The sequence below is a fragment of the Streptomyces sp. KL116D genome (genome assembly GCF_030766975.1).
Classification (GTDB): Bacteria; Actinomycetota; Actinomycetes; order Streptomycetales; family Streptomycetaceae; genus Streptomyces; species Streptomyces longispororuber_A.
In genome coordinates this window covers 1-23,110 of the sequence record NZ_JASERH010000074.1, presented here as the reverse complement: position 1 = coordinate 23,110, position 23,110 = coordinate 1, and the positions used below count along the sequence as shown (strand labels likewise).

General features: G+C 70.5%; 19 protein-coding genes and 15 pseudogenes. 23 read left to right on the top strand and 11 right to left on the bottom strand.

Annotation, left to right across the window (positions count from 1 at the left end; all coding sequences use genetic code 11):
- Positions 1 to 377: 377 nt before the first annotated feature.
- The 4 genes and pseudogenes from RBJ77_RS30120 to RBJ77_RS30105 all read right to left on the bottom strand — a co-directional run.
- Positions 378 to 515: a hypothetical protein gene (locus RBJ77_RS30120; RefSeq protein ID WP_372347880.1), complete on the bottom strand. Its 138-nt coding sequence runs from the start codon at positions 513 to 515 to the stop codon at positions 378 to 380.
- Positions 516 to 576: 61 nt separating this feature from the next.
- Complete coding sequence (locus tag RBJ77_RS30115) at positions 577 to 744, bottom strand: hypothetical protein (protein WP_372347883.1); 168 nt, start codon at positions 742 to 744, stop codon at positions 577 to 579.
- A gap of 319 nt (positions 745 to 1,063) precedes the next feature.
- Positions 1,064 to 1,531, bottom strand: a complete 468-nt coding sequence (locus tag RBJ77_RS30110; protein WP_372347879.1) for a hypothetical protein — start codon at positions 1,529 to 1,531, stop codon at positions 1,064 to 1,066.
- Between the two features lie 310 nt (positions 1,532 to 1,841).
- Positions 1,842 to 2,353: pseudogene (locus RBJ77_RS30105) on the bottom strand (gluconokinase); the annotation flags it as partial.
- A 158-nt stretch (positions 2,354 to 2,511) separates the two neighbouring features.
- Here RBJ77_RS30105 and RBJ77_RS30100 point away from each other — a divergent pair.
- Positions 2,512 to 3,213, top strand: a pseudogene (locus RBJ77_RS30100) (FadR/GntR family transcriptional regulator); the annotation flags it as partial.
- A gap of 50 nt (positions 3,214 to 3,263) precedes the next feature.
- Here the strand turns inward: RBJ77_RS30100 and RBJ77_RS30095 are convergent.
- From RBJ77_RS30095 to RBJ77_RS30080, 4 genes and pseudogenes are all read right to left on the bottom strand, one after another.
- Positions 3,264 to 3,665, bottom strand: a pseudogene (locus RBJ77_RS30095) (YchJ family protein).
- A gap of 154 nt (positions 3,666 to 3,819) precedes the next feature.
- The gene (locus RBJ77_RS30090) at positions 3,820 to 3,975 is read right to left on the bottom strand and encodes a hypothetical protein (protein ID WP_372347878.1); all 156 of its coding nucleotides are present in this window, start codon (positions 3,973 to 3,975) and stop codon (positions 3,820 to 3,822) included.
- A gap of 34 nt (positions 3,976 to 4,009) precedes the next feature.
- Entirely contained in the window at positions 4,010 to 4,330 is a 321-nt protein-coding gene (locus RBJ77_RS30085) for a hypothetical protein (protein WP_372347877.1), read from the bottom strand.
- A 123-nt stretch (positions 4,331 to 4,453) separates the two neighbouring features.
- A complete protein-coding gene (locus RBJ77_RS30080) occupies positions 4,454 to 4,633 on the bottom strand; it encodes an AraC family ligand binding domain-containing protein (protein WP_372347876.1) in 180 nt (59 codons plus the stop codon).
- Positions 4,634 to 4,932: 299 nt separating this feature from the next.
- Between RBJ77_RS30080 and RBJ77_RS30075 the strand changes: the two are divergent.
- The 15 genes and pseudogenes from RBJ77_RS30075 to RBJ77_RS30005 all read left to right on the top strand — a co-directional run.
- Positions 4,933 to 5,427: pseudogene (locus RBJ77_RS30075) on the top strand (hypothetical protein); the annotation flags it as partial.
- A gap of 61 nt (positions 5,428 to 5,488) precedes the next feature.
- Positions 5,489 to 5,542, top strand: a pseudogene (locus RBJ77_RS30070) (hypothetical protein); the annotation flags it as partial.
- A 64-nt stretch (positions 5,543 to 5,606) separates the two neighbouring features.
- Positions 5,607 to 5,864, top strand: a pseudogene (locus tag RBJ77_RS30065) (hypothetical protein); the annotation flags it as partial.
- Between the two features lie 132 nt (positions 5,865 to 5,996).
- Positions 5,997 to 6,761, top strand: a complete 765-nt coding sequence (locus RBJ77_RS30060; RefSeq protein WP_372347875.1) for a hypothetical protein — start codon at positions 5,997 to 5,999, stop codon at positions 6,759 to 6,761.
- A gap of 85 nt (positions 6,762 to 6,846) precedes the next feature.
- Entirely contained in the window at positions 6,847 to 7,170 is a 324-nt protein-coding gene (locus RBJ77_RS30055) for a hypothetical protein (protein ID WP_372347882.1), read from the top strand.
- 54 nt (positions 7,171 to 7,224) lie between these two features.
- Positions 7,225 to 8,292 (top strand): annotated as a pseudogene (gene tal / locus RBJ77_RS30050) (transaldolase).
- Positions 8,293 to 8,594: 302 nt separating this feature from the next.
- A pseudogene (locus tag RBJ77_RS30045) lies at positions 8,595 to 9,167 on the top strand (glucose-6-phosphate dehydrogenase); the annotation flags it as partial.
- 164 nt (positions 9,168 to 9,331) lie between these two features.
- A pseudogene (locus RBJ77_RS30040) lies at positions 9,332 to 9,592 on the top strand (hypothetical protein); the annotation flags it as partial.
- On the top strand, positions 9,513 to 9,929 hold the full coding sequence (locus tag RBJ77_RS30035; RefSeq protein ID WP_372347881.1) for a hypothetical protein: 417 nt from the start codon (positions 9,513 to 9,515) through the stop codon (positions 9,927 to 9,929). The pseudogene RBJ77_RS30040 and the gene RBJ77_RS30035, both read left to right, overlap by 80 nt.
- Positions 9,920 to 10,684 (top strand): glucose-6-phosphate dehydrogenase assembly protein OpcA, encoded by a 765-nt coding sequence (locus RBJ77_RS30030; protein ID WP_372347874.1) that lies wholly within the window; start codon positions 9,920 to 9,922, stop codon positions 10,682 to 10,684. The genes RBJ77_RS30035 and RBJ77_RS30030 overlap by 10 nt, the downstream gene beginning before the upstream one ends.
- 198 nt (positions 10,685 to 10,882) lie before the next feature.
- Positions 10,883 to 11,551: pseudogene (locus RBJ77_RS30025) on the top strand (glucose-6-phosphate isomerase); the annotation flags it as partial.
- A gap of 88 nt (positions 11,552 to 11,639) precedes the next feature.
- Positions 11,640 to 11,747 (top strand): hypothetical protein, encoded by a 108-nt coding sequence (locus tag RBJ77_RS30020; protein ID WP_372347873.1) that lies wholly within the window; start codon positions 11,640 to 11,642, stop codon positions 11,745 to 11,747.
- Positions 11,748 to 11,802: 55 nt separating this feature from the next.
- A pseudogene (locus tag RBJ77_RS30015) lies at positions 11,803 to 11,976 on the top strand (glucose-6-phosphate isomerase); the annotation flags it as partial.
- A pseudogene (locus RBJ77_RS30010) lies at positions 11,967 to 12,077 on the top strand (hypothetical protein); the annotation flags it as partial. The pseudogenes RBJ77_RS30015 and RBJ77_RS30010, both read left to right, overlap by 10 nt.
- Before the next feature lie 81 nt (positions 12,078 to 12,158).
- Positions 12,159 to 12,248 (top strand): annotated as a pseudogene (locus tag RBJ77_RS30005) (hypothetical protein); the annotation flags it as partial.
- Between the two features lie 8 nt (positions 12,249 to 12,256).
- Here RBJ77_RS30005 and RBJ77_RS30000 read toward each other — a convergent pair.
- Positions 12,257 to 12,595 (bottom strand): hypothetical protein, encoded by a 339-nt coding sequence (locus RBJ77_RS30000; protein ID WP_372347884.1) that lies wholly within the window; start codon positions 12,593 to 12,595, stop codon positions 12,257 to 12,259.
- Here RBJ77_RS30000 and RBJ77_RS29995 point away from each other — a divergent pair.
- Together RBJ77_RS29995 and RBJ77_RS29990 are read left to right on the top strand one after the other, a co-directional pair.
- A pseudogene (locus tag RBJ77_RS29995) lies at positions 12,524 to 13,385 on the top strand (NADP-dependent phosphogluconate dehydrogenase). The gene RBJ77_RS30000 and the pseudogene RBJ77_RS29995 sit on opposite strands and share 72 nt — an antisense overlap.
- Before the next feature lie 244 nt (positions 13,386 to 13,629).
- A pseudogene (locus RBJ77_RS29990) lies at positions 13,630 to 15,275 on the top strand (fibronectin type III domain-containing protein).
- Positions 15,276 to 15,933: 658 nt separating this feature from the next.
- Here the strand turns inward: RBJ77_RS29990 and RBJ77_RS29985 are convergent.
- Entirely contained in the window at positions 15,934 to 16,284 is a 351-nt protein-coding gene (locus tag RBJ77_RS29985; protein WP_372347872.1) for a hypothetical protein, read from the bottom strand.
- 1,493 nt (positions 16,285 to 17,777) lie between these two features.
- Here RBJ77_RS29985 and RBJ77_RS29980 point away from each other — a divergent pair.
- The 5 genes from RBJ77_RS29980 to RBJ77_RS29960 all read left to right on the top strand — a co-directional run bounded on the left by RBJ77_RS29980 (position 17,778) and on the right by RBJ77_RS29960 (position 21,090).
- Positions 17,778 to 17,954 (top strand): hypothetical protein, encoded by a 177-nt coding sequence (locus tag RBJ77_RS29980; RefSeq protein WP_372347871.1) that lies wholly within the window; start codon positions 17,778 to 17,780, stop codon positions 17,952 to 17,954.
- Between the two features lie 127 nt (positions 17,955 to 18,081).
- Complete coding sequence (locus RBJ77_RS29975; protein ID WP_372347870.1) at positions 18,082 to 19,410, top strand: ABC transporter permease; 1,329 nt, start codon at positions 18,082 to 18,084, stop codon at positions 19,408 to 19,410.
- A 310-nt stretch (positions 19,411 to 19,720) separates the two neighbouring features.
- Positions 19,721 to 19,873 (top strand): hypothetical protein, encoded by a 153-nt coding sequence (locus RBJ77_RS29970; RefSeq protein WP_372347869.1) that lies wholly within the window; start codon positions 19,721 to 19,723, stop codon positions 19,871 to 19,873.
- Between the two features lie 171 nt (positions 19,874 to 20,044).
- A complete protein-coding gene (locus RBJ77_RS29965) occupies positions 20,045 to 20,380 on the top strand; it encodes a hypothetical protein (RefSeq protein ID WP_372347868.1) in 336 nt (111 codons plus the stop codon).
- Complete coding sequence (locus tag RBJ77_RS29960; protein ID WP_372347867.1) at positions 20,362 to 21,090, top strand: hypothetical protein; 729 nt, start codon at positions 20,362 to 20,364, stop codon at positions 21,088 to 21,090. The genes RBJ77_RS29965 and RBJ77_RS29960 overlap by 19 nt, the downstream gene beginning before the upstream one ends.
- Before the next feature lie 118 nt (positions 21,091 to 21,208).
- Here the strand turns inward: RBJ77_RS29960 and RBJ77_RS29955 are convergent, their stop codons facing one another.
- The gene (locus RBJ77_RS29955) at positions 21,209 to 21,457 is read right to left on the bottom strand and encodes a hypothetical protein (protein WP_372347866.1); all 249 of its coding nucleotides are present in this window, start codon (positions 21,455 to 21,457) and stop codon (positions 21,209 to 21,211) included.
- Positions 21,458 to 23,110 lie beyond the last annotated feature (1,653 nt).

Below are 23,110 nucleotides of genomic sequence, written 5' to 3'. Positions count from 1 at the left end.
GGTATGCTTCGTTCGATTGGAATTTGGGTGTTTAACCGTTTTCGCATTTATCGTGAAACGCTTTCGCGTTTCGTGCGCCCTTCACCCGTTCCTCGACGTCCGCGATCCCGGCCACGGAGGCCGTCGGTGACGTCGAACGCGCCGCCGGTATTGCACGGTGCCAGGGCGCCGCCCGGCTCCCAGGCGGCACTCCCTCCAGGCGGCCGGTGTCCCGGCCGTTGTTGAGCGCGACCGTGCAGCCGGCCTCCAGGAGGCCGCGGGCCAGGAGCGAACCCGATCCTGGCTCGATCCGGTCACGGGCGGTGCGGCCGCCGATGTCGAACGGGGTGGCTCATCGGCGTGCTCCTCCTCGTGGTCCGCCGGATGGGGACGCGGTTCTAGATGATCACGGACAACAGCAGGACGACGGCTCCGCGACCCGCGGAGATGAGCGTCTCCATGACCGACCAGGTCTTCACCGTCTGCCAGCTGAGTCCGAAGTACTCCTTGACCAGCCAGAAGCCGGCGTCGTTCATGGCTGAAGAACAGCGAGGCCCGCACCGATCGCGAGGACCAGGAGCGCCGTGTGCGTGTCGGTCATGCCGGCCGCGAGGGCACTGACCAGACCGGCGGCCGAGACGGTGGCGACCGTCGCCGAACCGTGGCCAGCCGGATCACGACCGCGATCAGCCAGGCGAGCAGCAGCGTCGGGATCGACCAGTCCTTGGAGATGTCCAGGACCATCTGGCCGACGCCGGAGTCGATGAGGGTCTGCTTGAAGCCGCCGCCCGCGCCGACGATGAGGCACGCCCGCGATCGGGGCCGAGCGACCGCTCAGTGGTGGCCTGCAGCTTGCCCCTTGGTGAAGCCGGCCGCGCGCCGCCGAGGGTGAACATTGCCCACGATGACGGCGGCGAGCGCGCGATCAGCGGCGAGCCGATCACGTGAAGGCGCTGGACGGTGTGCTCGAGGTTGTCACGATGATGTCGACGGGGCCTTGGACAGCATCATCACGACCGGGAGCATGATGGTCGCGACGGGCGCCAGCTCGGGCGCTTCTCAGCTCGTGGGGCGCGCGCCGGGATCATCTTCTCGGGGGCCGGGACGTCCACCCACTTGGCGGCGTAACTTCGAGAACACCGGACCGGCGATGATCACCGTCGGGATGGCGACCAGGACGCGCCGAGCGCGAGCGTGATGCCGAGGTTGGCCGCGGCCGCGTCGATCGCGACGAGCGGGCCGGGTGCGGCGGGATCGGGCCGTGCGCTGACGGACGAATGCCGGCGAAGCGCCGGGATGCCGATGCGCATCGGCGGTGGTTGCCGCGCTTGGCGACCATCAGGACGACCGGGATCAGCGGCACGATGCCACGGCCACCTCGAAGAACAGCGGCAGTCCGATGATCGAGGCGATCCAGGACCATCGCCCAGGGCGTCGTCCCTGCCGCCGGACTTCCCGCCCTGGCGAGGGTCGTGTCGACGATCTGGTCGGCGCCGCCGGAGTCGGCGAGCAGCTTGCCGAGGATCGCGCCCAGCGCGATCAGGACGCCCACACCGGCGACCCGTGGAGCCGAGGCCCGCGGAGAAGCTGGTGATCCTCGAGGCGCCCCGGCGGCACGCCGGAGCGCGAAACGAGCCGATGGTGGGCGCCAGGAAGGCGATGGGCGAACTTCGTGATGGCTAGAACAATAACAACTTGTCTACAAGTAACAATCAAGCGGCGTGGCCCGCGGAGGTATCGGCTCGACGGTGTCCGCTGCCAGCATCTCGACGCTGAGACTGGTCACGGTCTTTCCCTTGTACGTGGAGGGGGAGGGGAGGGGGACGAGGGGTGGTGCGACTACGGGTGGGCGGAACCGGCGGAGTCGAGAGCGCGGTCAGGGCCGTGACGGCCCGGTCCGTGATCTCCGGCGAACCCGCCACGTCGACGTCGACGCCCGCACTCGTCCGCACCGCGAGCGGCTGGAGCGTGGCGAACTGGGAGTCGAGCAGCGCGGTGGGCATGAAGTAATGGCCCCTGCCGATGGGACATGCGGTCCTCGATGAGCGCGCGGTCACCCGTCAGGTGCACGAAGACGACACCGGGGGCGGCGGCGCGAGCCGGTCGCGGTAGCTGCGCTTGAGGGCGGAGCTGCTGACCACACCGCCGAGTCCGGCACGTGCCGTGGGCCCAGCGGCCGATGGCGTCCAGCCAGGGCCAGCGGTCCTCGTCCGTGAGCGGGGTGCCGGCCGACATCTTCTCGATGTTGGCCTCGGGGTGGAAGTCGTCGCCCTCGGCGTAGGGAACGCCCAGCCGGTCGGCGAGCAGGGGGACCGATCGTCGTCTTGCCGGTGCCTGCAACGCCCATGACCACGACGACGTGGGGGGTGCTCATCGCGTACTGCCTCGCTGTCTTCATCGACATCGCTGTGTCACGTCACTGAAACCCAAAAGGTCTGACTAATTCAAGACCCCTGTGACATACAAGTCAGACTTTTTATTCCTGCTGGTCCTCGCCCGGTGCGCTCCCCCGCCTCCCCGTAGGGTGAGCTCATGACCACACAGGACCGGGGACTGCACGCCCGCGTATTGGACAGCCTCGGTCCCGCCATCACCGCGGGTGAGTACCCGCGGGCAGTGTCCTGCGCACGGACGAGCTCGCTCAGCACTACGAGGTGTCGCGCTCGGTGATGCGCGAGGCGGTGCGCGTCCAGAGTCCATGAACCTGGTGGTGTCGCGGCGCCGCGTCGGCGTGACCGTACGGCCCGCCGAGGAGTGGAACGTCTACGACCCGCGGGTCATCCGGTGGCGTCTCGCCGGGTCCGACCGGCCGCGCCAGCTGCGCTCGCTCACGGTCCTGCGGTCGGCGGTCGAGCCGGTCGCCGCGGGCCTCGCCGCGCGCGCGCACGCGGCCGGGCAGTGCGCGGAACTCACCGAGTGCGCGCTCGGCATGGTCGCCACGTCGCGCGGCCACTCAGCTAGAGGCGTACCTCGTCCACGACATCGAGTTCCCACCGCGTCGTGCTGAACGCGTCGGGCAACGAGATGTTCGCCCACCTCTCGGCGACCTGGTGGCCGAGGTGCTGTCGAGCCGCACCCACCACCAGGTGATGTTCGAGGACCCGGACCCGGCGGCGGTCACCCTGCACGTCCAGGTCGCGGGAGGCGGTGCGGGAGGGGGAACGCGGAGCGCGCGGGAGGCGCTCACGCGCGAGATCGCGGTGGGCGCGCTCAGAGCTGGACATCCTCGCGCCCCTGGGCCGAACCCCCCTTGCGGCGCCCGGGTGTCGGCCGTGGAGTGGGGCCTACTCGATGAAGTCGCCGTCGACGTACACCCAGGCACCCGCCACCCGCACCGAACCGGCTCCGCTCGTGCAGCGCCGCCCGCCCGGCCGCCGTCCCGGTAGCGGGCGCGGAACGTGACCGTGCCCTTCTGGTGGAAGGCCGAGCCCTCGGTCGTCTCCTGGATCTCCAGACCGGTCCAGCTCAGCGCCGGATCGAAGTCGATGCCGGGCGGCCGGGTGTCCGGGTGCCAGGTGCGCAGCAGGTACCCGGCGTCGCGCCGGGTGAAGGCGCAGTACCGGGAGCGCATCAGGGCCTCGGCGGTGGGGGGCGGCAGCGCCACCGGAGTGGTAGCGGCCGCAGCAGCCCTCGTAGGCCCGCGGCAGACCGCAGGCGCAGGTGGCGGGGGTGGTCGGGTGGGGCATGGCGCCGACCCTACCCAGTGGCCGCGCCCGCGGTGGCGCCCGGGCCGACGGCCGCGAACCGGGAGCACGGCGGGAGACGGGGGCAGGGTCGACCGTCGTGCTCCTGCAGCGTGACCGATCGCCGGGCCGGGCGCCCGCGCAACTCCCTTTACGTTTACCGTCCCTTTCCGGAACTCTTTACGTAAAGGCGCAGGGGTGCGCTCAGACCTGCTCGGCGGAACGCCGCCGGTGTCACGCCCGTGTGCTGGAGGAAGTACTTGGAGAAGTTCGCCGAGTCGCCGAAGCCGACCGCGACCCCGATCCGGCCCACCGGCAGCTCCGTGTGCGCGAGCAGCCGCTTGGCCTCAGGACCACCCGCCGGTCGATGAACGCCTTCGGGGTCTGGCCGGTCGCCGCGCGCACGGCGCGGACCAGCGTGCGGCGGAGTAGCCGAGCTCGTCGGCGTACGCGCTCACGCTGTGGTTCGTCGTGAAGCCCTGCTCGACCGCCGTGCGGAACCGGCTGAACGTCGTGTCGGGCTGCGGCCTGCACTCGTCGGCCGCCGCCTGCGCCGACACGTGCGCCACCCGCAGCATGAACGCCGTCAGGGAGTGCCGCAGGACGGACGTGTGCAGGCTCAGCGGCAGCGTCGAGGTGTCAGGTACTCGCGCTGCAGCTGCTCCCAACGAGGCTCTCCAGCGCGGCGAGTTGGTCCCGGGCCGGGTGGAGCAGTGGCGGCCGGTCGTAGCGGTACAGGGCCGGTCGCGCCTCGACGATGGCGCGCGGCAGGGAAGCCGGGCTTCGCATGGTCAGCGCCGTGCCCACGTACTGCTCCGCCGTCGAGAAGCCGTGCACCTGGCGCGGATCCACAGCACGTCCCCGGCCCCGACCTCGTACTCCGCGAAGTCGATCATGTGGTGGACCGGGCCCTCGCGGAAGAAGAGCAGGACGTGGAAGTCGATGCGGTGCACCCGGCGCGAGAGGCCCACGCCGCCCGCCCACGGACCGTCGGTCCCCCATCGGTCCGACCTGCATCCCACCCGGAGACGCTCGCGCTCGGGTCGAAGGGATCACGTGCGGATGTGCGCTCGATCCGCGAGGGTCGCTCCCAGATGTGCGCTCGTCTGCGCGGGGTCCTGCTCCGTCATCGACTTTCCTTGGCTTCAACTCCTGTAGGTGTCTCATTTTTCACCGAACGCTGGCACGGGCGCACCTACCTCTCCAAAGAAGTATGACCTTTAAGTTCGTAGAGTAGTTCGACCAGGGCTTTGGTCCCCTGCGGGAGGCGATGCCTTTGGGCATCGGCAGGACAACGGATGCGAAGGAAGTCAGACAGATGAGCACGCAGACACCGAACGGCCTCGACCCCTTCGAGGGTCCCTTCGAGTGGACCGACCTCGACCAGCGTGCCGTCGACACCGCCCGCGCTGCTGGCCGCCGACGCCGTGCAGAAGGTCGGCAGCGGCCACCCGGCACCGCAGTGAGCCTGGCCCCCGGCCGCGTCACCCTCTTCCAGAAGGTCATGCGCACGACCCGGCCGACGCCGACTGGGATCGGCCGCGACCGCTTTCGTCCTGTCGCCCGGCCACTCAGTCCCTCACCCTCTACACCCAGCTCTTCCTGGCTCGGCTACGAGCCTGGAGCTGGACGACCTGAAGGCGTTCCGCACGCAGGGCTCAAGACCCCGGGCCACGGGTACAGCCACACCGCCGGCGTCGGGACCACCACGGGCCCGCTCGGGCCGGGCGTCGCCAACGCCGTGGGCATGGCGATGGCCGCCCGCTACGAGCGCGGCCTGTTCGACCCGGAGGCCCCGGGAGACGCCTCCCCGTTCGACCACTATCGTGTACGCGATCGTCTCCGACGGCGACCTGCAGGAGGGCGTCTCCGCCGAGGCCAGCTCCTCGATCGCCGGGCACCAGAAGCTCGGCAACCTCGTCCTCGCTCTGCGACGACAGCCACATCTCCATCGAGGGCGACACCGCGACCGCGCTTCTCCGAGGGACGTCCTCGGAGCGCTACGAGGCGTACGGCTGGCACGTGCAGCGCGCATCGAGCCGCAGGCCGACGGCAACGTCGACGCACGGAGGCCCTGTACAGCGCCATCGCCGCCGCCAAGAAGCCGAGACCGGGCGCCCGTCCATCATCGCGATGCGCACGATCATCGCCTGGCCCGCGCCGACCGCCCAGAACACCGGGCGTCGCACGGCTCGGCGCTCGGCGCCGACGAGATCGCCGCCACCAAGCGCGTCGCTCGGCTTCGACCCCGAGCAGTCCTTCGATCGTCGGGGACGACGTCATCAGCCACACCCGCAAGGCCCTCGACCGCGGCGCCCAGGCGCACGAGGCCGGGTGGGACAAGCACGCTCGGCGCCTGGCGCACCGACAACGAAGCGCGCTGCCGAGCTGCTCGACCGGATCGTACGCCGGCCGCCTCCCGGCCGGCTGGGAGCGAGCGCTGCCCGCCTTCGAGACCGGCACAAGCGTCGCCACCCGCGCCGCGTCCGGCAAGGTCCTCCAGGCCCTCGGCGCCGTGATCCTGCCGAGCTGTGGGGCGGCTCCGCCGACCTCGCCGGGCTCGAACAGCACCACCATCGACAAGAACTCCTCGTTCCTGCCGAAGGGCAGCCCGCTGCCAGGCCGACCTACGGCCGCGCCGTCCACTTCGGCATCCGCGAGTTCTCGATGGCCGCCGAGATGAACGGCATCGCGCTGCACGGCAACACCCGCATCTACGGCGGCACGTTCCTCGTGTTCTCCGACTACATGCGCAACGCCGTCCGCATGTCGGCCCTCATGCAGCTCCCGGTGACGTACGTCTGGACCCACGACTCCGTCGGTCTGGGCGAGGACGGCCCGACCCACCAGCCCGTCGAGCACCTCGCCTCGCTGCGCGCCATCCCCGGCCTGAACGTCGTCCGTCCCGGCCGACGCCAACGAGACGGCCGTCGCCTGGCGCGAGATCCTGCGCCGCAGGACTACGGTCAAGCCGCGCCCCCGCACGGCCTGGCGCTGACCCGCCAGGGCGTGCCGACGTACGAGGCCAACGAGCTCGCCGCCAAGGGCGGTTACGTCCTCGTCGAGGCGTCGAAGCAGACGCCCGGACGCTCGTCCTGATCGCCACCGGCTCCGAGGTGCAGCTCGCCGTCGCCGCCCCGCGCGACCCCTGGAGGCCGAGGGCATCGCGACCCGCGTCGTGTCGATGCCGTCCGTCGAGTGGTTCGAGGGAGCAGGACCAGGGGCTACAGGACTCCGTCCTGCCGCCGGCCGTCAAGGCCCGCGTCGCCGTCGAGGCCGGGCATCGGCCTCACCTGGTACACGCTACGTCGGCGACGCCGGCCGCATCGTCTCCCTGGAGCACTTCGGCGCCTCCGCCGACGCGAACGTCCTCTTCCAGCGAGTTCGGCTTCACCGCCGAGAACGTCGCCGCCAAGGCCCGGGAGTCCCGTGGCCGCCGCCCGCTGCAATCCCTCCGCAGTCAGCACGCGTCACGTACGACACGAAAGAAGATGAAGATGCACCATGAGCAACGCCAGCACCTCGTCGCCCCCTCAAGGCCCTCTCCGACGAAGGCGTCTCCATCTGGCTGGACGACCTGTCCCGCACGCGCATCGGGTCCGGCAACCTCGCCGAGATCGTCGAGAAGAGCCACGTCGTGGGTGTCACCACGAACCCTCGATCTTCCAGGCCGCCATCGGCTCCGGCGGGGCTACGAGCAGCAGCTCGCCGACCTGGCCGTCCCGCAAGGTCACCGTCGACGAGGCCGTCCGCATGATGACGACGCAGGACGTGCGCGCCGCCGCCGACGTCCTGCGCCCCGTGTACGACGCGACGCAGGGGCCGCGACGGCCGCGTCTCCATCGAGGTCGACCCGCGCCTCGCCCACAGACCGCAGGCCACGATCGCCGAGGCCAAGCAGCTGGCCTGGCTCGTCGACCGGCCCAACGCTCATGATCAAGATCCCGGCGACCCTCGCGGGCCTCCCGGCCATCACCGAGGTCATCGGCCTCGGCATCTCGCGTCAACGTCACGCTGATCTTCTCGCTCGACGCGCTACAAGCGCCGTCATGGACGCCTACCTGCGCGGGCCTGGAGAAGGCGCACGGAGCGCGGCATCGACCTCGCCACGATCCACTCCGTCGCGTCCTTCTTCGTGTCGCGCGTCGACGCCGAGATCGACAAGCGCCTCGGCGAGATCGGCACGGACGAGGCGTCGCCCGCGAGCGGCAAGGCTGCGCTCGCCAACGCCCGGCTCGCCTACGAGGCCTACGAGAGCAGGTCTTCGCCACCGAGCGGGCCGCGACCCTGGGAGGCCGCCGCGCCAACAAGCAGCGCCCGCTGTGGGCCCTCCACCGGCGTCAGGACCCCGCGTACAAGGACACCCTGTACGTCGACGAGCTCGTCGCCCCGGCACCGTGAACACCATGCCGGAAGGCACCCTGCAGGCCACCGCCGACCACGGCGACATCCACGGCGACTCGGTCAGCGGCACCTACGACGCCTCGCGCGCCCGAGATCGCCGCCGTCGAGAGCTCGGCATCTCCTACGACGAGGTCGTCCAGCAGCTCGAGGACGAGGCCGTCGCCAAGTTCGAGTCGCCTGGACCGACCTGCTCAGCACCGTCGTGAACCGCCTCCAGGGAGGCTGAGTCAAAGTGAGCGTCACCGCTTGGCAGAACCCGCTGAGGGACCCCGCGCGACCGCCGCCTGCCGCGCGTCGCGGGCCCCTCCGGGCTCGTCATCTTCGGCGTCACGGGCGACTCTGTCCCGCAGAAGCTGATGCCGGCCGTCTGATGACCTCGCCAACCGGCCTGCTGCCGCCGGGCTTTTCGCTCTGGGTTGCCCGCCGCGAGTGGGCGGACCAGGACTTCGCCCAGGTCGTCCACGACTCGGTCAAGGAGCACGCCCGCACGCCCTTCCGCGAGGAGGTCTGGGCGCAGCTCGCCGAGGCATGCGCTTCATCCCCAGGGCGACTTCGACGACGACACCGCGTTCCGAGCAGCTGCGCGCGGCCGTCGATGAGCTGGACGAGAAGCGCGCGCACGCAGCGGCACACTACGCTTTCTACCCTCGGTCCCGCCAGTTCTTCCCGAAGGTCGTGCGGCAGCTCAAGAAGCACGGCCTCGCGGACGCACCGCAGGGCTCGTGGCGCGCGCCGTCATCGAGGAGCCGTTCGGCACGACATCGAGTCGGCCGCAGGGCTCAACGCGATCGTGCACGACGTCTTCGCGCCCTGGGAGCAGGTCTTTCCGCATCGACCACTACCTCGGCAAGGGAGACCGTCCAGAACATCCTGGCGCTCCGCTTCGCCAACCAGATGTACGAGCCGATCTGGAACCGGTCGTACGTCGACCACGTGCAGATCACGATGGCCGAGGATATCGGCATCGGCAGCCGCGCCGGCTACTACGACGGCATCGGCGCCGCCCGCGACGTCATCCAGAACCACCTCCTCCAGCTGATGGCGCTGACCGCCATGGAGGAACCGGCCTCGTTCGACGCCGAGTCGCTGGTGACGCTCAAGGTCGCTCAAGTCCGTCCGGTCCCCGCCGACCTGGAGAAGTCCACGGTCCGCGCGCGCAGTACGCGGCGGGCTGGCAGGGCGGCGAGAAGGTCAGGGCTACCTCCAGGAAGACGGCATCGACCTGGAGTCGAAGACCGACACCTACGCCGCCGTGAAGCTGGAGGGTGGACAACCGCCGCTGGGCGGGCGTCCCGTTCTACCTGCGCACCGGCAAGCGCCTGGGCCGTCGCGTCACCGAGATCGCGGTCGTCTTCCAGCGCGCGCGCCGCACTCCCGTTCGACTCCACCGCCACCGAGGAACTCGGCCAGAACGCGATCGTCATCCGCGTCCAGCCGGACGAGGGCATGACCGTACGCTTCGGGTCCGAAGGTCCCGGGCACGTCGATGGAGATCCGGGACGTGTCCGATGGACTTCGCGTACGGCGAGTCGTTCACCGAGTCCAGCCCCGAGGCGTACGAACGGCTCATCCTGGACGTCGCTTCTCGGCGACGCGAACCTCTTCCCGCGCACGGAGGAGGTCGAGCTGTCCTGGCGGATCCTCGACCCCATCGAGGGCGCACTGGGACGCGCACGGGCAAGCCCGCGGTACGCGTCAGGCGCGCTGGGGCCGCCGAGGCGGACGAGATGCTCGCACGAGACGGACGGAGCTGGCGCAGGCCATGAAGATCGACCTCACCGACACCACGGCAAGCAGGATCAACAAGGCGCTCGTGCAAGGGCGCCGCGCCATCGGGCACGCCGCCGTCGGGCATGGTGCTGACGATGGTCATCGTCACCGACGAGGAGAACGCGTACGACGCGACTCAAGGCCGCCAGCGAGGCGTCCCGCGAGCACGTCGCGCACGCCTCGTCGTGATCAAGCGCGTCGCCCGCTCGCCGCGCGACCAGCAGGGCAGCGGCTCGACGCCGAGGTGCGGGTCGGCGTCCGACGCGGGCACCGGCGAGACCGTGATCCTGCGTCTGTACGGCGAGGTGCGTCGGCACGCCCACTCGGTCGTGCTGCCGCTGCTGCTGCCGGACGCCCCCGGTCGTGGTCTGGTGGCCGGTCGACGCCCCGGACCGAGCCCTGCCAAGGACCCGCTGGGCGCCGCTCGCCGCCAGCGCCGGATCACCGACACTGTACGCGCCGACGAGGACGCCCTGGACGCAGCTCGACCGGCGCGCGCCGCGTCCTACACGCCCGGGCGACACCGACCTGGCCTGGACCCGGCTCACCCCGTGGCGCTACCATGCTGGCCGCCTGCCCTCGACCAGGCCCGCACCAGACATCGTCTCCCGCGGCCGTCGAGTCCAGGCCGAGACGGCGCCGAACTGCTCGCGCGCTGGCTCGCGCCCCCGCTGCCTCGGCGTCGGTCGAGCGTCACCACCGACGGGCGTCGTGCACGCGGATCCGCCTGGGCACGCCGAACGGCGAGATCCGCATCGGCCGCCCCCGACGGCCCGCTCGCCGCCCTGTCGCTGCCCACGGCCGGCCCGAGCGCACCCTCGCTGAAGGTCGCTCGACCGCCGAGCTGATCGCCGAAGAGCTCCCGCCGCCTCGACGCCGACGAGATCGTGCGCCGTCGCGCTGCAGGCCGGGCCCGTCGACTCCAAGGAGTCTGTTCAACACTGCGCTGAGACACCTCTGATGACGCGCCGCCCCGCAGTGGACCGCCCTGGAGGACCACCGCGCGAAGTTCAGCGGCGCGCACCTGCGCGAGCTGTTCGCGGCCGATCCGGCGCGCGCGGCTCCGGCGCTATGCGCTGCAGGTCGGCGACCTTTACCTCGACTACTCCAAGCACCTGGTCACCGACGAGACGCTCGCGCTGCTGCGCGAGCTGGCCGCCGCGACCGACGTCTTCGGTCTGCGCGACGCCATGTTCCGCGGCGACAAGATCAACACCACCGAGGGCCGCGCCGTGCTGCACACGGCGCTGCGCGCCCCGCGCGACGCCGTGATCGAGGTCGACGGCGAGAACGTGGTGCCGGGTGTGCACGCCGTGCTCGACCAGATGGCGGCCTTCAGCGGACAAGGGTGCGCTCGGGCGAGTGGACCGGTCACACCGGCAAGCGCATCAGAACGTCGTCAACATCGGCATCGGCGGCTCCGACCTCGGTCCCCGGCGATGGCCTACGAGTGCTGCGTTCCTTCACCGCACCGCGATCTCACGGTCCGCTTCGTGTCGAACGTGGACGGGGCCGACCTCCACGAGGCCGTACGGGACCTGGACCCCGCCGAGACGCTGTTCGTCATCGCCTCCAAGACCTTCACCACCATCGAGACCATCACGAACGCGACTTCCGCGCGCAGTACTGGCTCCTCACCGGGCTGAGGGCGACCAGTCAAAGCCGTCGCCAAGCACTTCGTGGCCCTGTCGACGAACGCCGAGAAGGTGTCGGACTTCGGCATCGACACGGCCAACATGTTCGAGTTCTGGGACTGGGTCGGCGGACGCTACTCGTATCGACTCCGCCATCGGCCTCTCCCTGATGATCGCCATCGGTCCCGCGGCGTTCCGCGAGATGCTCGACGGCTTCCACCGCGTCGACGAGCACTTCCGCACCGCGCCCGCCGAGAGTCCAACGCGCCGCTCCTGATCGGGCCTGCTGGGCATCTGGTACGGCAACTTCCACGGCGCCCAGTCGCACGCCGGTGCTGCCGTACAGCCACTACTTGTCGAAGTTCACCGCGTACCTCGCAGCAGCTCGACATGAGTCCAACGGCAAGTACGTGGACCGCAACGGCGAGGAGCGTCGGCTGGCAGACCGGCCCCGTGGTGTGGGGCACGCCCGGCACGCAACGGCCAGCACGCCTACTACCAGCTCATCCACCAGGGCACAGAAGTTGATCCCGGCGGACTTCATCGGCTTCGCCGAAGCCCGGTCGACGATCTGCGGCTGGGCTCGTCGCCCAGCACGACCTGCTGATGGCCAACTTCTTCGCGCAGGGCCCAGGCGCTCGCCTTCGGCAAGACGCCGGACGGGTGCGCGCCGAGGGCGTCGCCGAGGGAGCTGGTGCCGCACAAGACGTTCAAGGGCAACCACCCCGACGACGACGATCCTGGCGAAGGGACGGCCCCGTCGGTCCTCGGCCAGCTCATCGCCCTCTACGAGCACAAGGTGTTCGTCCAGGGCGCGGTCTGGAACATCGACTCGCTTCGACCAGTGGGGCGTCGAGGCTCGGCAAGGTCCTCGCCAAGCGCGTCGAACCCGCCCTCACCGAAGGCGCCGACGTCCCGGGCCTGGACGAGTCGACCAAGGCACTCGTCGCCACGTACCGCGCGCTGCGCGGCCGTGCCACCTGACGTTCCCCAGATCCACGAAGTGATCCACGAAGTGATCCACGCGAGATCCACGAGGTAGAGTGAACTGACATGCAGCTTGGACTCATCGGCCTCGGCAAGATGGGCGGCAACATGCGCGAGCGCATCCGCCGCGCCGGCCACGACGTCATCGGTTAGACCGCAGCGAGGTCTCGGACGTCGCGTCCCTGAGCGAGGCTCGTCGAGCTCGAAGGCCCGCGCGTGGTCTGGGTGATGGTGCCGGCCGGCGCCGCGACAGTCGACGGTCGACGAGCTGAAGGACCTGCTCGCCGAGGGCGAGCATCGTCGTCGACGGCGGCAGCTCCCGCTGGACGGACGACGAAGCACGCCGAGGAGCTCGCCGCCAAGGGGCATCGGCTTCGTCGACGCCGGCGTCTCCGGCGGTGTGTGGGGCCTGCAGAGCGGCTACGCCTGATGGTCGGCGAGCTCCGACGAGAACGTCGCAGAAGGTGAAGCCGGTCTTCGACGCCTCAAGCCCGGGCGACCCACGGCTACGTCCACGCGGAGCAAGGTCGGCGCCGGCCACTTCTCCAAGATGGTCCACAACGGCATCAGGTACGCCATGATGCGAGGCCTACGCCGAGCTGGGAGGCTGCTGGAGGCCGCCGACTCCGTCACGGACGTGCGCAGAGTCTTCCGCTCCTGGCAGGAGGGCACCGTCGCTCCCTGGCTGCTCGACCTCGCGGTCAACGCCCTGGACGACGACGAGCACCTGGAGCAGCTGCGCGGCTTCGCGCAGGACTCGGGCGCGAGGGCCGCTGGACGGTGGGCCGCCATCGACCACTCCGTCCCGCTCCCCGCGATCACCGCGTCGCTCTTCGCCCGCTTCTCGTCCCGCCAGGACGACTCGCCGCAGATGAAGATGATCGCGGCGCTGCGCAGCCAGTTCGGCGGCCACGCGGTCGAGAAGTAGGCTCCGCCCGGCCCCGGTTCCCCGGGCCGACGCGGCGCCCCGCCACCCCTCGTACCGGGGGCGTGGCGGGGCGCCAGTTCGCTACGGTCCCGCGACCACCTTGACAGCCGCATTGGTCGCATACCAGCGCGAGAGTCACAGGAACTGACACGGTTCGCGCACGTCCGGAATTCCCAAAGCCTAGAGCAAAGGGAGTTCGCGTGTCCACACCGAACGCAACGTCGCACCGGACGTCACGAGACGTCTGCTCGCTCTCATCGGCGCCGCCGCGCTCGCCCTCGCCGGCGCCGTCGCCCTGCCCGGCACCGCCCAGGCGGCCAACGTCCTGTCCGACCGGCTTCCAGGTCCGGCTCGCTGGGCGCCTGGAAGTGCTCCGGGCAGCCTCGGCTCCGTGGTCTCCAGTCCCGTCCACGGCGGGTCCAGGCCCTCGCGGGAGCGCCACCTCGAGCGACAACGCCAGCGCAGCCGTAGACCCTCGCCGTCCAGCCGAACACCGCGTACACCCCCTCTCCGGCTGGGTGCGCGGCAGCTACGTCTACCTCGGCGTCGACGGCGGCGCTCGACCTGGACCCAGTCCCCGTCCGCGTACAGCCAGTTGACGGTGAAGTTCACCACCGGCGCGGGCCAGACCAGCGCCACGGTCTACGCAGGGCTGGTACGCCCAGGGCACCTACTACGCCGACGACCTCAGCCTCGACGGCCCGGGCGCAACCCCGGCGACACCCAGGCCCCGACCGCCCCGACCGGCCTCACCTCCACCGGCAGGACGTCGAGCGGCGTCTCGCTTTGTCCTGGGGCGCCGCGAGCGACAACGTCGGCGTCACCGGCTACGACGTGTACAGCGGCGGCAGCAACAAGCTCCTGCGGTGAGCGGGACCTCCGCCACCGTCTCCGGCCCTCACCCGTCCACCGCCTATTCCTTCACGGTCAAGGCGCACGACGCGGCCGGGAACAGCTCGCCCGCCTCCAACGCCGTCTCCGTCACCACGGAAGCCGGCTCCGGCAGCTCGGCTTCAAGCAGGCCGCGCGCCTACCTCTACACCGGCTGCGACCCGCCGAGCCCGACCACGTCATGAACGCCACCGGCGTCAAGTGGTTCACGATGGCGTTCATCCTCTCCTCCGGCGGCTGCAACCCTGGCCTGGGACGGCCAGCGCCCGCTCACCGGCGGCCAGGACCAGACCGCCATCAACGCCGTCCGTTCCGCGGGCGGTGACATCATCCCCCTCGATCGGCGGCTGGAGCGGCAGCAAGCTCGGCCCCAACTGCTCCACGCCCGAAGCCCTCGCGAGCATCTACCAGAAAGGTCATCGACGCGTACGGCCTGAAGGCGATCGACGTCGACATCGAGAACAGCGACGAGTTCGGAGAACACGGCCGTCAGGACCGGATCCTGAACGCCCTGAAGATCGTCAAGGCCAACAACCCCGGCCTGCGCACCATCCTCACCTTCGACGTCCACCACAGGACCGACCTACTACGGCAACCGCCTCATCGAGCAGTCGAAGGCGCTCAACGCCAACATCGACGTCTTCACCATCATGCCGTTCGACTTCGGCGGCGGCTCCGACATGTACGGCAACACCGTGAACGCATCGGAGGGCCTGAAGACCAAGCTCAAGTCGGTCTACGGCTGGGACGACGCCACCGCCTACGCCCACATGGGCATCTCCGGCATGAACGGCCTCAGCGACCAGCAGGAGACCACCACGCCCCGCCATCTGGACCCAGATCAAGGACTGGGCCAACAGCAAGCACCTCGCCCGGCTCGCCTTCTGGTCCGGTCAACGCGACCGGCCCTGCGCGGGCGGCGGCGTCGCCGAGAACTGCTCCGGCATCAGCCAGGACACCTGGCAGTTCACGAAGATCACCGCCGGCTTCACCGGCTGACCGGCGTCCGGTCAGCTTCCTTATGGACACAGGGACTTTACTGCGCGGCGTCCGCCCGCGTACAGCCATCGTCATGCGCCTCGTTGGTGCGATAACTTGCCGAGGAGCCGCCTGTGTCCCCCGCTCCAGACGCACAGCCGCCGGTCGTCGGTCGTCCTGGCCCTCGACTTCGGCGGCACCAAGACCGCCCTGACCGTCGCCGACGCACGCCACGGCACCCGCCTGCACGACCTGACCGTCGACCGACCCCGACCTCGGGCGGACCCTCAAGTCCGCCCGCACCCTCCTCGCCGGCTGCGAACCGCACGCCGTGGGGTGATCGACCATCGCATCCCGGCCCCGACGGCGTGGCCCTCGCCCCGAACATCCCCGGCTGGGACGCGCTCCCGCTGGAGTGCGCTCGCCCGCAGTTCCCCGGTCGACGTCCGCATCGCCACCGACGTGAAGGCCGCGGCCGCGTCACGAGAACGCGTCCGGCGCCCTCGCGGGGCTGCGACCCTGGGCCTCTACGTGAACCTCGGCACCGGACTCGCCGTCGCCGTCGTCGCCCACGGCACCGTCCTCACCGGCCGGCACGGCGCTCCGGCGAGATCGGCTACAACCTGCGCGCGCGCCCGACGACGTGGGCCGCACCGACCGCGTCCGCTGGAGGCGGCCGTCAGTGGCATAGGCCCTGCGCCGGGCGCCCCCACCGGAGTTCCGCGGGGAACTCGCCTTCCACCTGGTCAACCTCACCATCGCCGTCGATCCCGAGCGGATCGTCGTCGGCGGCGGCATGGTCCGCGTCTGGCCCGCGCTGCACGACCCGCTGCGCGCCGCCCTCGACGCCGCCGTGCCCTATCCGCCCCAGCTCGTACCCGCCGCGCAACCGTACGACGCGCCCCCTGCTCAGGGCACTGGCGCTGGCCGTCGAGGCCGCGCGCCCAGGACCGAAGAAGACTCGGTAGATCCGGCCCACGAAGGGACTGGCAGGAATGAGGCCCACGCGCATCCTCGCCGTCGCGCTCATGCTGACCCTCGCAGCGACGGCCTGCTCGGAGACCAAGCACAAAGGGAAGCTCCGACGACGGCACCAACGCCACGGAGAACAGCGGCCCGAAGAAGAAGGGGCGGCACGGTCACCATCGCCAACACGGCGGGGCAGACCTGGACCTGCAACTTCAACCCGTTCAACCCGGCCGTCTACAACACCTCCATCGGCTTCGTCTACGAGCCCCTGATCTTCGTCAACGCCCTCAAAGGACCAGGCCGAGACCCCGATGCTCGCCAAGAGCTACAAGTGGAACGCGGCCAGGACGCAGATCGACTTCACCATCCGCTCCGGCGTGAAGTGGAACGACGGCGAGGGCGTTCACCGCGAAGGACGTCGCCTTCACCTTCAACCTCATGAAGCGCGTCAGGTCCACCGACCTGTACGCCCTGTGGACCACGGCGGGACTCCAGTCGGTCACCGCCTCCGGCGACCAGGGTCACCCCTGAAGTTCGAGAAGGCGGCCCAGCCGTGCTTCTACGCCTTCGCCCACCAGGTCGCCATCGTGCCCGAGCACGTCTTCGGCAAGGGCGAGGCCGCGAGCAAGCCCGACACCTGGGTCGACAAGAGCCCGTCGGCACCGGCCCGTTCGAGGTCGACCCGTGCACCCCGAACAACATCCAGTACAAGGCGAACCCCGACTACTGGCAGCAGGGGCCAAGCCGTACATCCAGAAGGTCGAGTACCCGGCCTACCTCGACAACGGCCCCTGCCAACCTCGACCTCGCCAGCGGCAAGGCCCAGTGGGGGAGCCAGTTCATCCCCGGCATCAAGCAGTTCTACCTCGGGACAAGTCGCCCGACAACCACACCTGGTCGCCACCCGTCCTGAACGTCGGCATCTACCCGAACCTCGATCCGTCCCACAAGAACACCAGCAACCTCAAGGTCCGCCAGGCGATCTCGTACGCCATCGACCGCGAGAAGGTCTCCCAGATCGGCGTCGGCGGACAGGGAACCGGCCGCGAACCAGTCGGGCATCGTGACGCCCACCTTCGACAAGTACTACGACAAGGCCGCCGTCGAGAAGGCCGGCTACGACAAGCCCGACCCGGCCCGCGCCAAGGCTCCTGGCCGGCCTCGGCTACACCCCCGACAAGCCGCTCGAGCTCAGCATCATCACGATCACCGGCTACACGGACTGGGACGCCTCCCTCAAGGTCATCAAGCAGAACCCTGAAGGCCGTCGGCATCGACCTCTCACCGTCCAGGACCTCGCCCAGCAGACCATGATCGGCAAGCTCTACACCGGCGACTACGACCTCGCCTACTACAACCAGCAGACCAGCGGCCCCACCCCGTACTACGAGCTGCGCCAGATGCTGCACTCCGCGAACACCGCGCCCCCTCGGCAAGAACGCCACCAGCAACTTCGCGCGCTACAAGAACCCGAAGGTCGACCAGCTCCTGAACGACTACGCGTCGGCGAACGAGACCGACCAGGTCGACATCGTCAAGCAGGTCGCCCAGTACATGATCGACGACGTGCCGGTGATCCCCGTCGTGGAGGCGGTGGACTGGTTCCAGTACAACACCAAGGACATCGCCGGCTGGCCGACCGAGGACAACCCGTACGCCCAGCCTGCCGCCTACAACTTCCCCGACACCGGACAGGTGCTGACCCACCTGTACTCCAAGTCGGCCCAGTAGGGGGGCGAACCGTGCGCTTCATCCTCCGCCGCCTGGGGTTCTTCCTGCTCACGCTCTGGGGCGGCGCTCACCCTGAACTTCTTCATCCGCGCGTCATGCCGGGCGACCCGGTCGACGCGCACTCACCGTGCGCACCCGCGGCCGGGTCTCCCGGGACGCGCTCGAACAGATGCTGCACGTCCTTCGGCTTCAGCCGGACCAGAACGTCGTGGTCCAGTACGTCGACTACCTGGGCCACATGTTCACCGGCAACTGGGGCCGCTCCATCGGCCAGACGCTGGGCGAGCCGGTCACCAAACTAGATCGGCGGCGCCCCTGCCTGGACCCTCGGCCTCGTCGGCATCACCACGGTGCTGGCCTTCGTCCTCGGCACGCTGATCGGCACGATCGCGGGCTGGCACCCGCGGCGGCGCCCTCGACGCGATCCTCCCGCCGATCTTCGTCGTCACCTCGGCGCTGCCCCTACTTCTGGGTCGGCCTGCTGCTGATCCTCGTCTTCTCGCAGGGCACCGGCGGCCTGCTCCCCGCCAACTTCAACTACGACACCTCGATCGTGCCCGGCTTCTCCTCGGGCTTCGTCGGCAGCGTCCTCGCGCACGCCGTCCTGCCCGCCGCGACGCTCCTCATCACCACCATCGGCGGCTGGATCCTGACCATGCGCAACAACATGATCACCACGCTCGCCGGGGACTACGTCCGCATGGCTCGCGCCAAGGGCCTCGGCGGCCGCCGCATCATGTACGCCTACGCCGCCCGCAACGCGATCCTGCCCAACCTCGCCGGCTTCGCGATGTCCCTCGGCTTCGTCATCTCCGGCGCCATCCTCATCGAGTACGTCTTCAACTACCCGGGCGTCGGCTACCTCCTCTACAACGCCGTCCAGAACGTCGACTACCCGCTGATGCAGGCCCTGTTCATGCTCTTCACGGTCGCCGTGCTGGTGGCACTGCTGGCCGTCGACATCGCCACGGTGTGGCTCGACCTGCGCGCCAGGGCCAGGGGTGAACCACCGATGACCACGACCACCGCCGCTCACCGCACCGCCCCCCGACAAGGCCGCGCTCATGTCGGGCCGGAGCCGGGCTCTGTGGCGCGCCATCCGGGGCAACCGCAAGGCCCTCACCGGCACCGCGATCCTGTTCGTCTTCACGGTCGTCGCCGCGTTCCCCGGCCTGTTCACCACGGTCTGACCACCCGGACGAGGCCGCCTTCACCCCACGCCTCGACCCTCCACGGCCCATCTGCTGGGCACCACTGCCCTCGGCCAGGACATCTACTCCCAACTCTGTCCACGGCACCCGCGAATCCCTGGTCGTCGCGGTCGTGGCCCGGCGCCCTCGCCACCGTCCTCTCCGTGATCATCGGCGTCTCCGCCGCCTACCTGGGCGGCATCGCCGACGACCTGCTCTGCTCCTCACCAACGTCGTCCTCGTCATCCCGGCGTTCCCCCTGGTGATCATCCTCGCCAAGTACTCCGGCAAGGGCTCCCTCACCCGTCATCCTCACCGTCCTCGTCCTCACCGGCTGGTCCTACGGCGCCAACCAGCTGCGCGCCCGAGCCCTGTCCCTGCGCAACCGGGACTTCCTCGAATCGGCCCGGGTGCGCGGCGAGCGCTGCTCGTGCATCATCGTCCGCGAGGTCCTGCCCACCATGATCCTCGCTCATCGTCGCCAACTTTCCTCGGCGCCGCCCTGTACGCGGTCCTCAGCGCCGCCGGACTCAGTTCCTCGGTCGGGCGACCCCCAACTCGCAGAGCTGGGGCGCGATGCTCTACTGGGCGCAGAACCAGCAGGCGCTGCAGACCGGCACCGCGCTCTGGTCCCTCGCCCCCGGCCTCTGCGTCGCCCTCCTCGGCGTCGCCTTCGCCCTCGTCAACTACGCCTTCGACGAGATCGGCAACCCGCCCTGCGCCCCGTGAAGAGGAGGCGCCGTGACTGACCGGCCGCTCCTGGACGTCCAGGACCTCACCGTCGCCTACGACACGCCCACGCGACCGTAAACTGCGCCGTCGACCACGTCGGACTCACCGTGCACCAGGGCGAGTTCACCGCCGTCGTCGGCGAGGTCCGGCTGCGGCAAGTCCACCCTGATGTTCGCCGTCGCCGGCCTGCTCAGCCCGCCCGCCCGGATCACCACCGGCACCGTCCGCTTCCGCGGCGACGACCTCGTCACCCTCACCGAACGCGAACTCGACGCCCTGCGCTGGCGCGACTTCTCCGTCGTCCTGCAGTCCGCCATGAACGCCCTCAACCCGGTGGCCACCCTCGCCGCCCAGTACAAGGACGCCATGGCCGCGCACGCGCGTTTACCGCGGACGAGATCGGGCCCGCTCCACCGAGGTCCTCGAACTCGGTCGGCATCGACGCCGTCCACCTGCGCAGCTACCCGCACCAGTTGTCCGGCGGCATGCGCCAACGCGCCATGATCGCGATGGCGTTGCTGCTCACTCCCGACCTCGTCGTCATGGACGAACGGCGATCCGCGCTCGACGTCGTGGCCCCAGCGCTCCCTCATGGTCCAGATCAAGGAACTCCAGCAACCCCTCGGCTTCGCCGTCGTGTTCGTCACCCACGACATGTCCCTCGTCTCGCACTTCTCCGACCAGCTCCTCGTCATGTACGCGGGCCAGGTCGTCGAGGCGAGCCCCACCCGCACCGCCTTCGACCACCCTCCCACCCCTACAGCCGGGGCCTCCTCGAAAGCCTTCCCGTCGATCCGCGGCCCCCGCGTCCCCAAAGCGCATCGGCAGCCCGCCCGACCTGGCCGCGCCGCCGCCCGGCTGCCGCTTCACGCGCTGCCGCCCTCGTACAGGAGCAGTGCCACACCACCGAACCCGCCCTGTACGGGGTCGGCGGGCACGCTCCCGCTGCCTGCTGCACGCGCCCGCCGCGACGGAGGTCACCCCATGAGCGAACCGCTGCTCCAGACGCGCGACCTCACCCGCCACTTCAAGGTCGGCACCGGTCTGTCCGCCGCGTCCTGCACGCCGTCGACGACGTCGACCTCACCATCGGCGAACGCGAGATCGTCGCCCTCGTCGGCGAGCGGCAGCGGCAGAGTCCACCCTCGCCCGTCTCGTCGCCCAGGTCCACAAACCGACCCGCGGCGAGATCCGCTACCGGGGAAAGCCGCTGACCCGCGCTGCGCGGCCGCAAGGAACGCCTCGCCTACCGCGGCGACGTCCCCATGGTCTCCAGGACCCTCGCCGCTCCCAACCCGCCTATCGCGTCTCCCACGGAATCCTGCGCGGCCATCACCCTGCACCGCTCCCGAACTCCTCCCGCGCCGGCGGCAGGCGGAGGCCGAGCGGGTCGTCGAGGAGCCGCCGGCCCGCGCCGCCGACGTCCTCGGCCGCTTCCTGTACGAACTCTCCGGCGGCCAGCGCCAGCGCCATCGGCTTCGCCCAGGCCCATCGCGCGCCCACCGCCCCCGCCCTGATCCTTCGCCGACGAAACGTGTCCATGCTCGACGTGTCGATCCGCATCGGCCTGCTCAACGTCATGGCCGACCTGCGCGGGAACCGAGGGCGGGCCCTGATCCTCTACATCACCCGCGACATCGCGAGCGCTCCGCTACCTTCTCCGACCGGATCGCCGTCATGTACGGCGGCCCACATCGTCGAGACCGGGCCCACCTTGAAGAGGTCCTCGCCCACTCGGCACTCCCGTACACCGACCGCCTCCTGTCCCGCCGTCCCCGACCCCGCGCCCTCGACGTCGACGCGGCCGCCGCCAGGCCGACCCGCCCGTCGTCATCGACCACCCCCAGCCGCCGCTTTCCGCACCCGCTGCCCGCTCGCCGTCGACTCCCTGCCACCGCGTCACTCCCACGCCTGCAGCAAGGTCGGCACGGGCCACACCAGCCGCCAAGCCACGGCACCGCGACCGCCGGCGACCACGCCGCCGTGGAACCGGCAGCGGCTGCGCAGCAACAACGGTCTACGCTCGAAGGCCCTGCCTCCCGGGCCCAGCTCGCGCGTGCCAGCGGACTGTCCAGCCCACCGTCTCCTCGGCCCTCGCCACCGCCCCTGGAGCAGGGCCGGCCTGGTCTCGCGAGGCCGGCACTCCACGCCCAGAGCCGCGGCCGCATCGCCGTCCTCTACGAGGCCCGACCCGCGCGCAGGACACACGTCCTCGGCCTCGACATCGGGCGCGCCCGGCTGCGCGCGCGCCGTCGCCGACCTGTCCGGCACCATCGTGTCTGCACCGGAGGTGCGCACAACCGCGGCCGGGCCGCCACCACGGTCGCCAGACGCCGCCGTGGCCTGCGCCGAACAGGCCCTCGCCGAGCCGGGCTGACGCCCGCCGACGTCGTCCCACACCGCCGTGGGCACCCGGGCGTCTTCGACCGCCACACCGGCCGGGTCCGCTACGCCGTCAACCTGCCGGGCTGGGCCGCGCCGGACTCGTCGAGCGGATGCGCGAGAGCCTCGGCACGCGCTCCCGTCCACAACGAGCGCTTTCAGCCTGGCCGCACTTCGGCGAGTACACCTTCGGCGCGGGCGCGGGCAGCCGCTCTTCGTCTACGTCCTCATCGGCACCGGCCTCGGCATGGGCGTCGTCGCCGACGGCGAACTCTCTTCCTCGGCGCGCACGGCGCGGCCGGCGAGGTCGGCTTCCTGCCCCTCGGCGGCGTCCCCCGCCTCCGGCAGCGCACCCCCGCCGCGGCATGCTGGAGGACGCCGTCTCCGCCGACGCCAGTGGTCCGCACCGCCCGCGCCCTCGGCATGACCGGGCTCACCGCCAAGCGCGTCTTCGACGCCTTACGCCCGCACCGGCGACCCGGCCGCCGGCACCGCCGTGCGCCAGGAGGGCGAACGCCTGCTCGCCCTCGCCGTCGCCTCTCCGTCACCGCCGTCTGACCGACCTGGTGGTGCTCGGCGAGGGCCGAGCCGACCTGCTGCTGAGCCACGGTGGCCGGAACCCTGCACCGCCTCACTCCGCTGCGGCTCCCGTGTCGAGGCCAGCACGGCACGGCGACGACGCGGTTCCTCCTCGGCGCGCTCTACGACGGCCCTGCGCGCCGCCCGGCTCCCTGGTCTTCGACCGTCGCGCGGCGTCCTCGTGACGGGCGGCGCGACGCACGACGGCCTGGAGGCCGGTCGGGACCTTCCCGACCGGCCTCCGTCTCTGTGTCCGAGGGGGACTTGAACCCC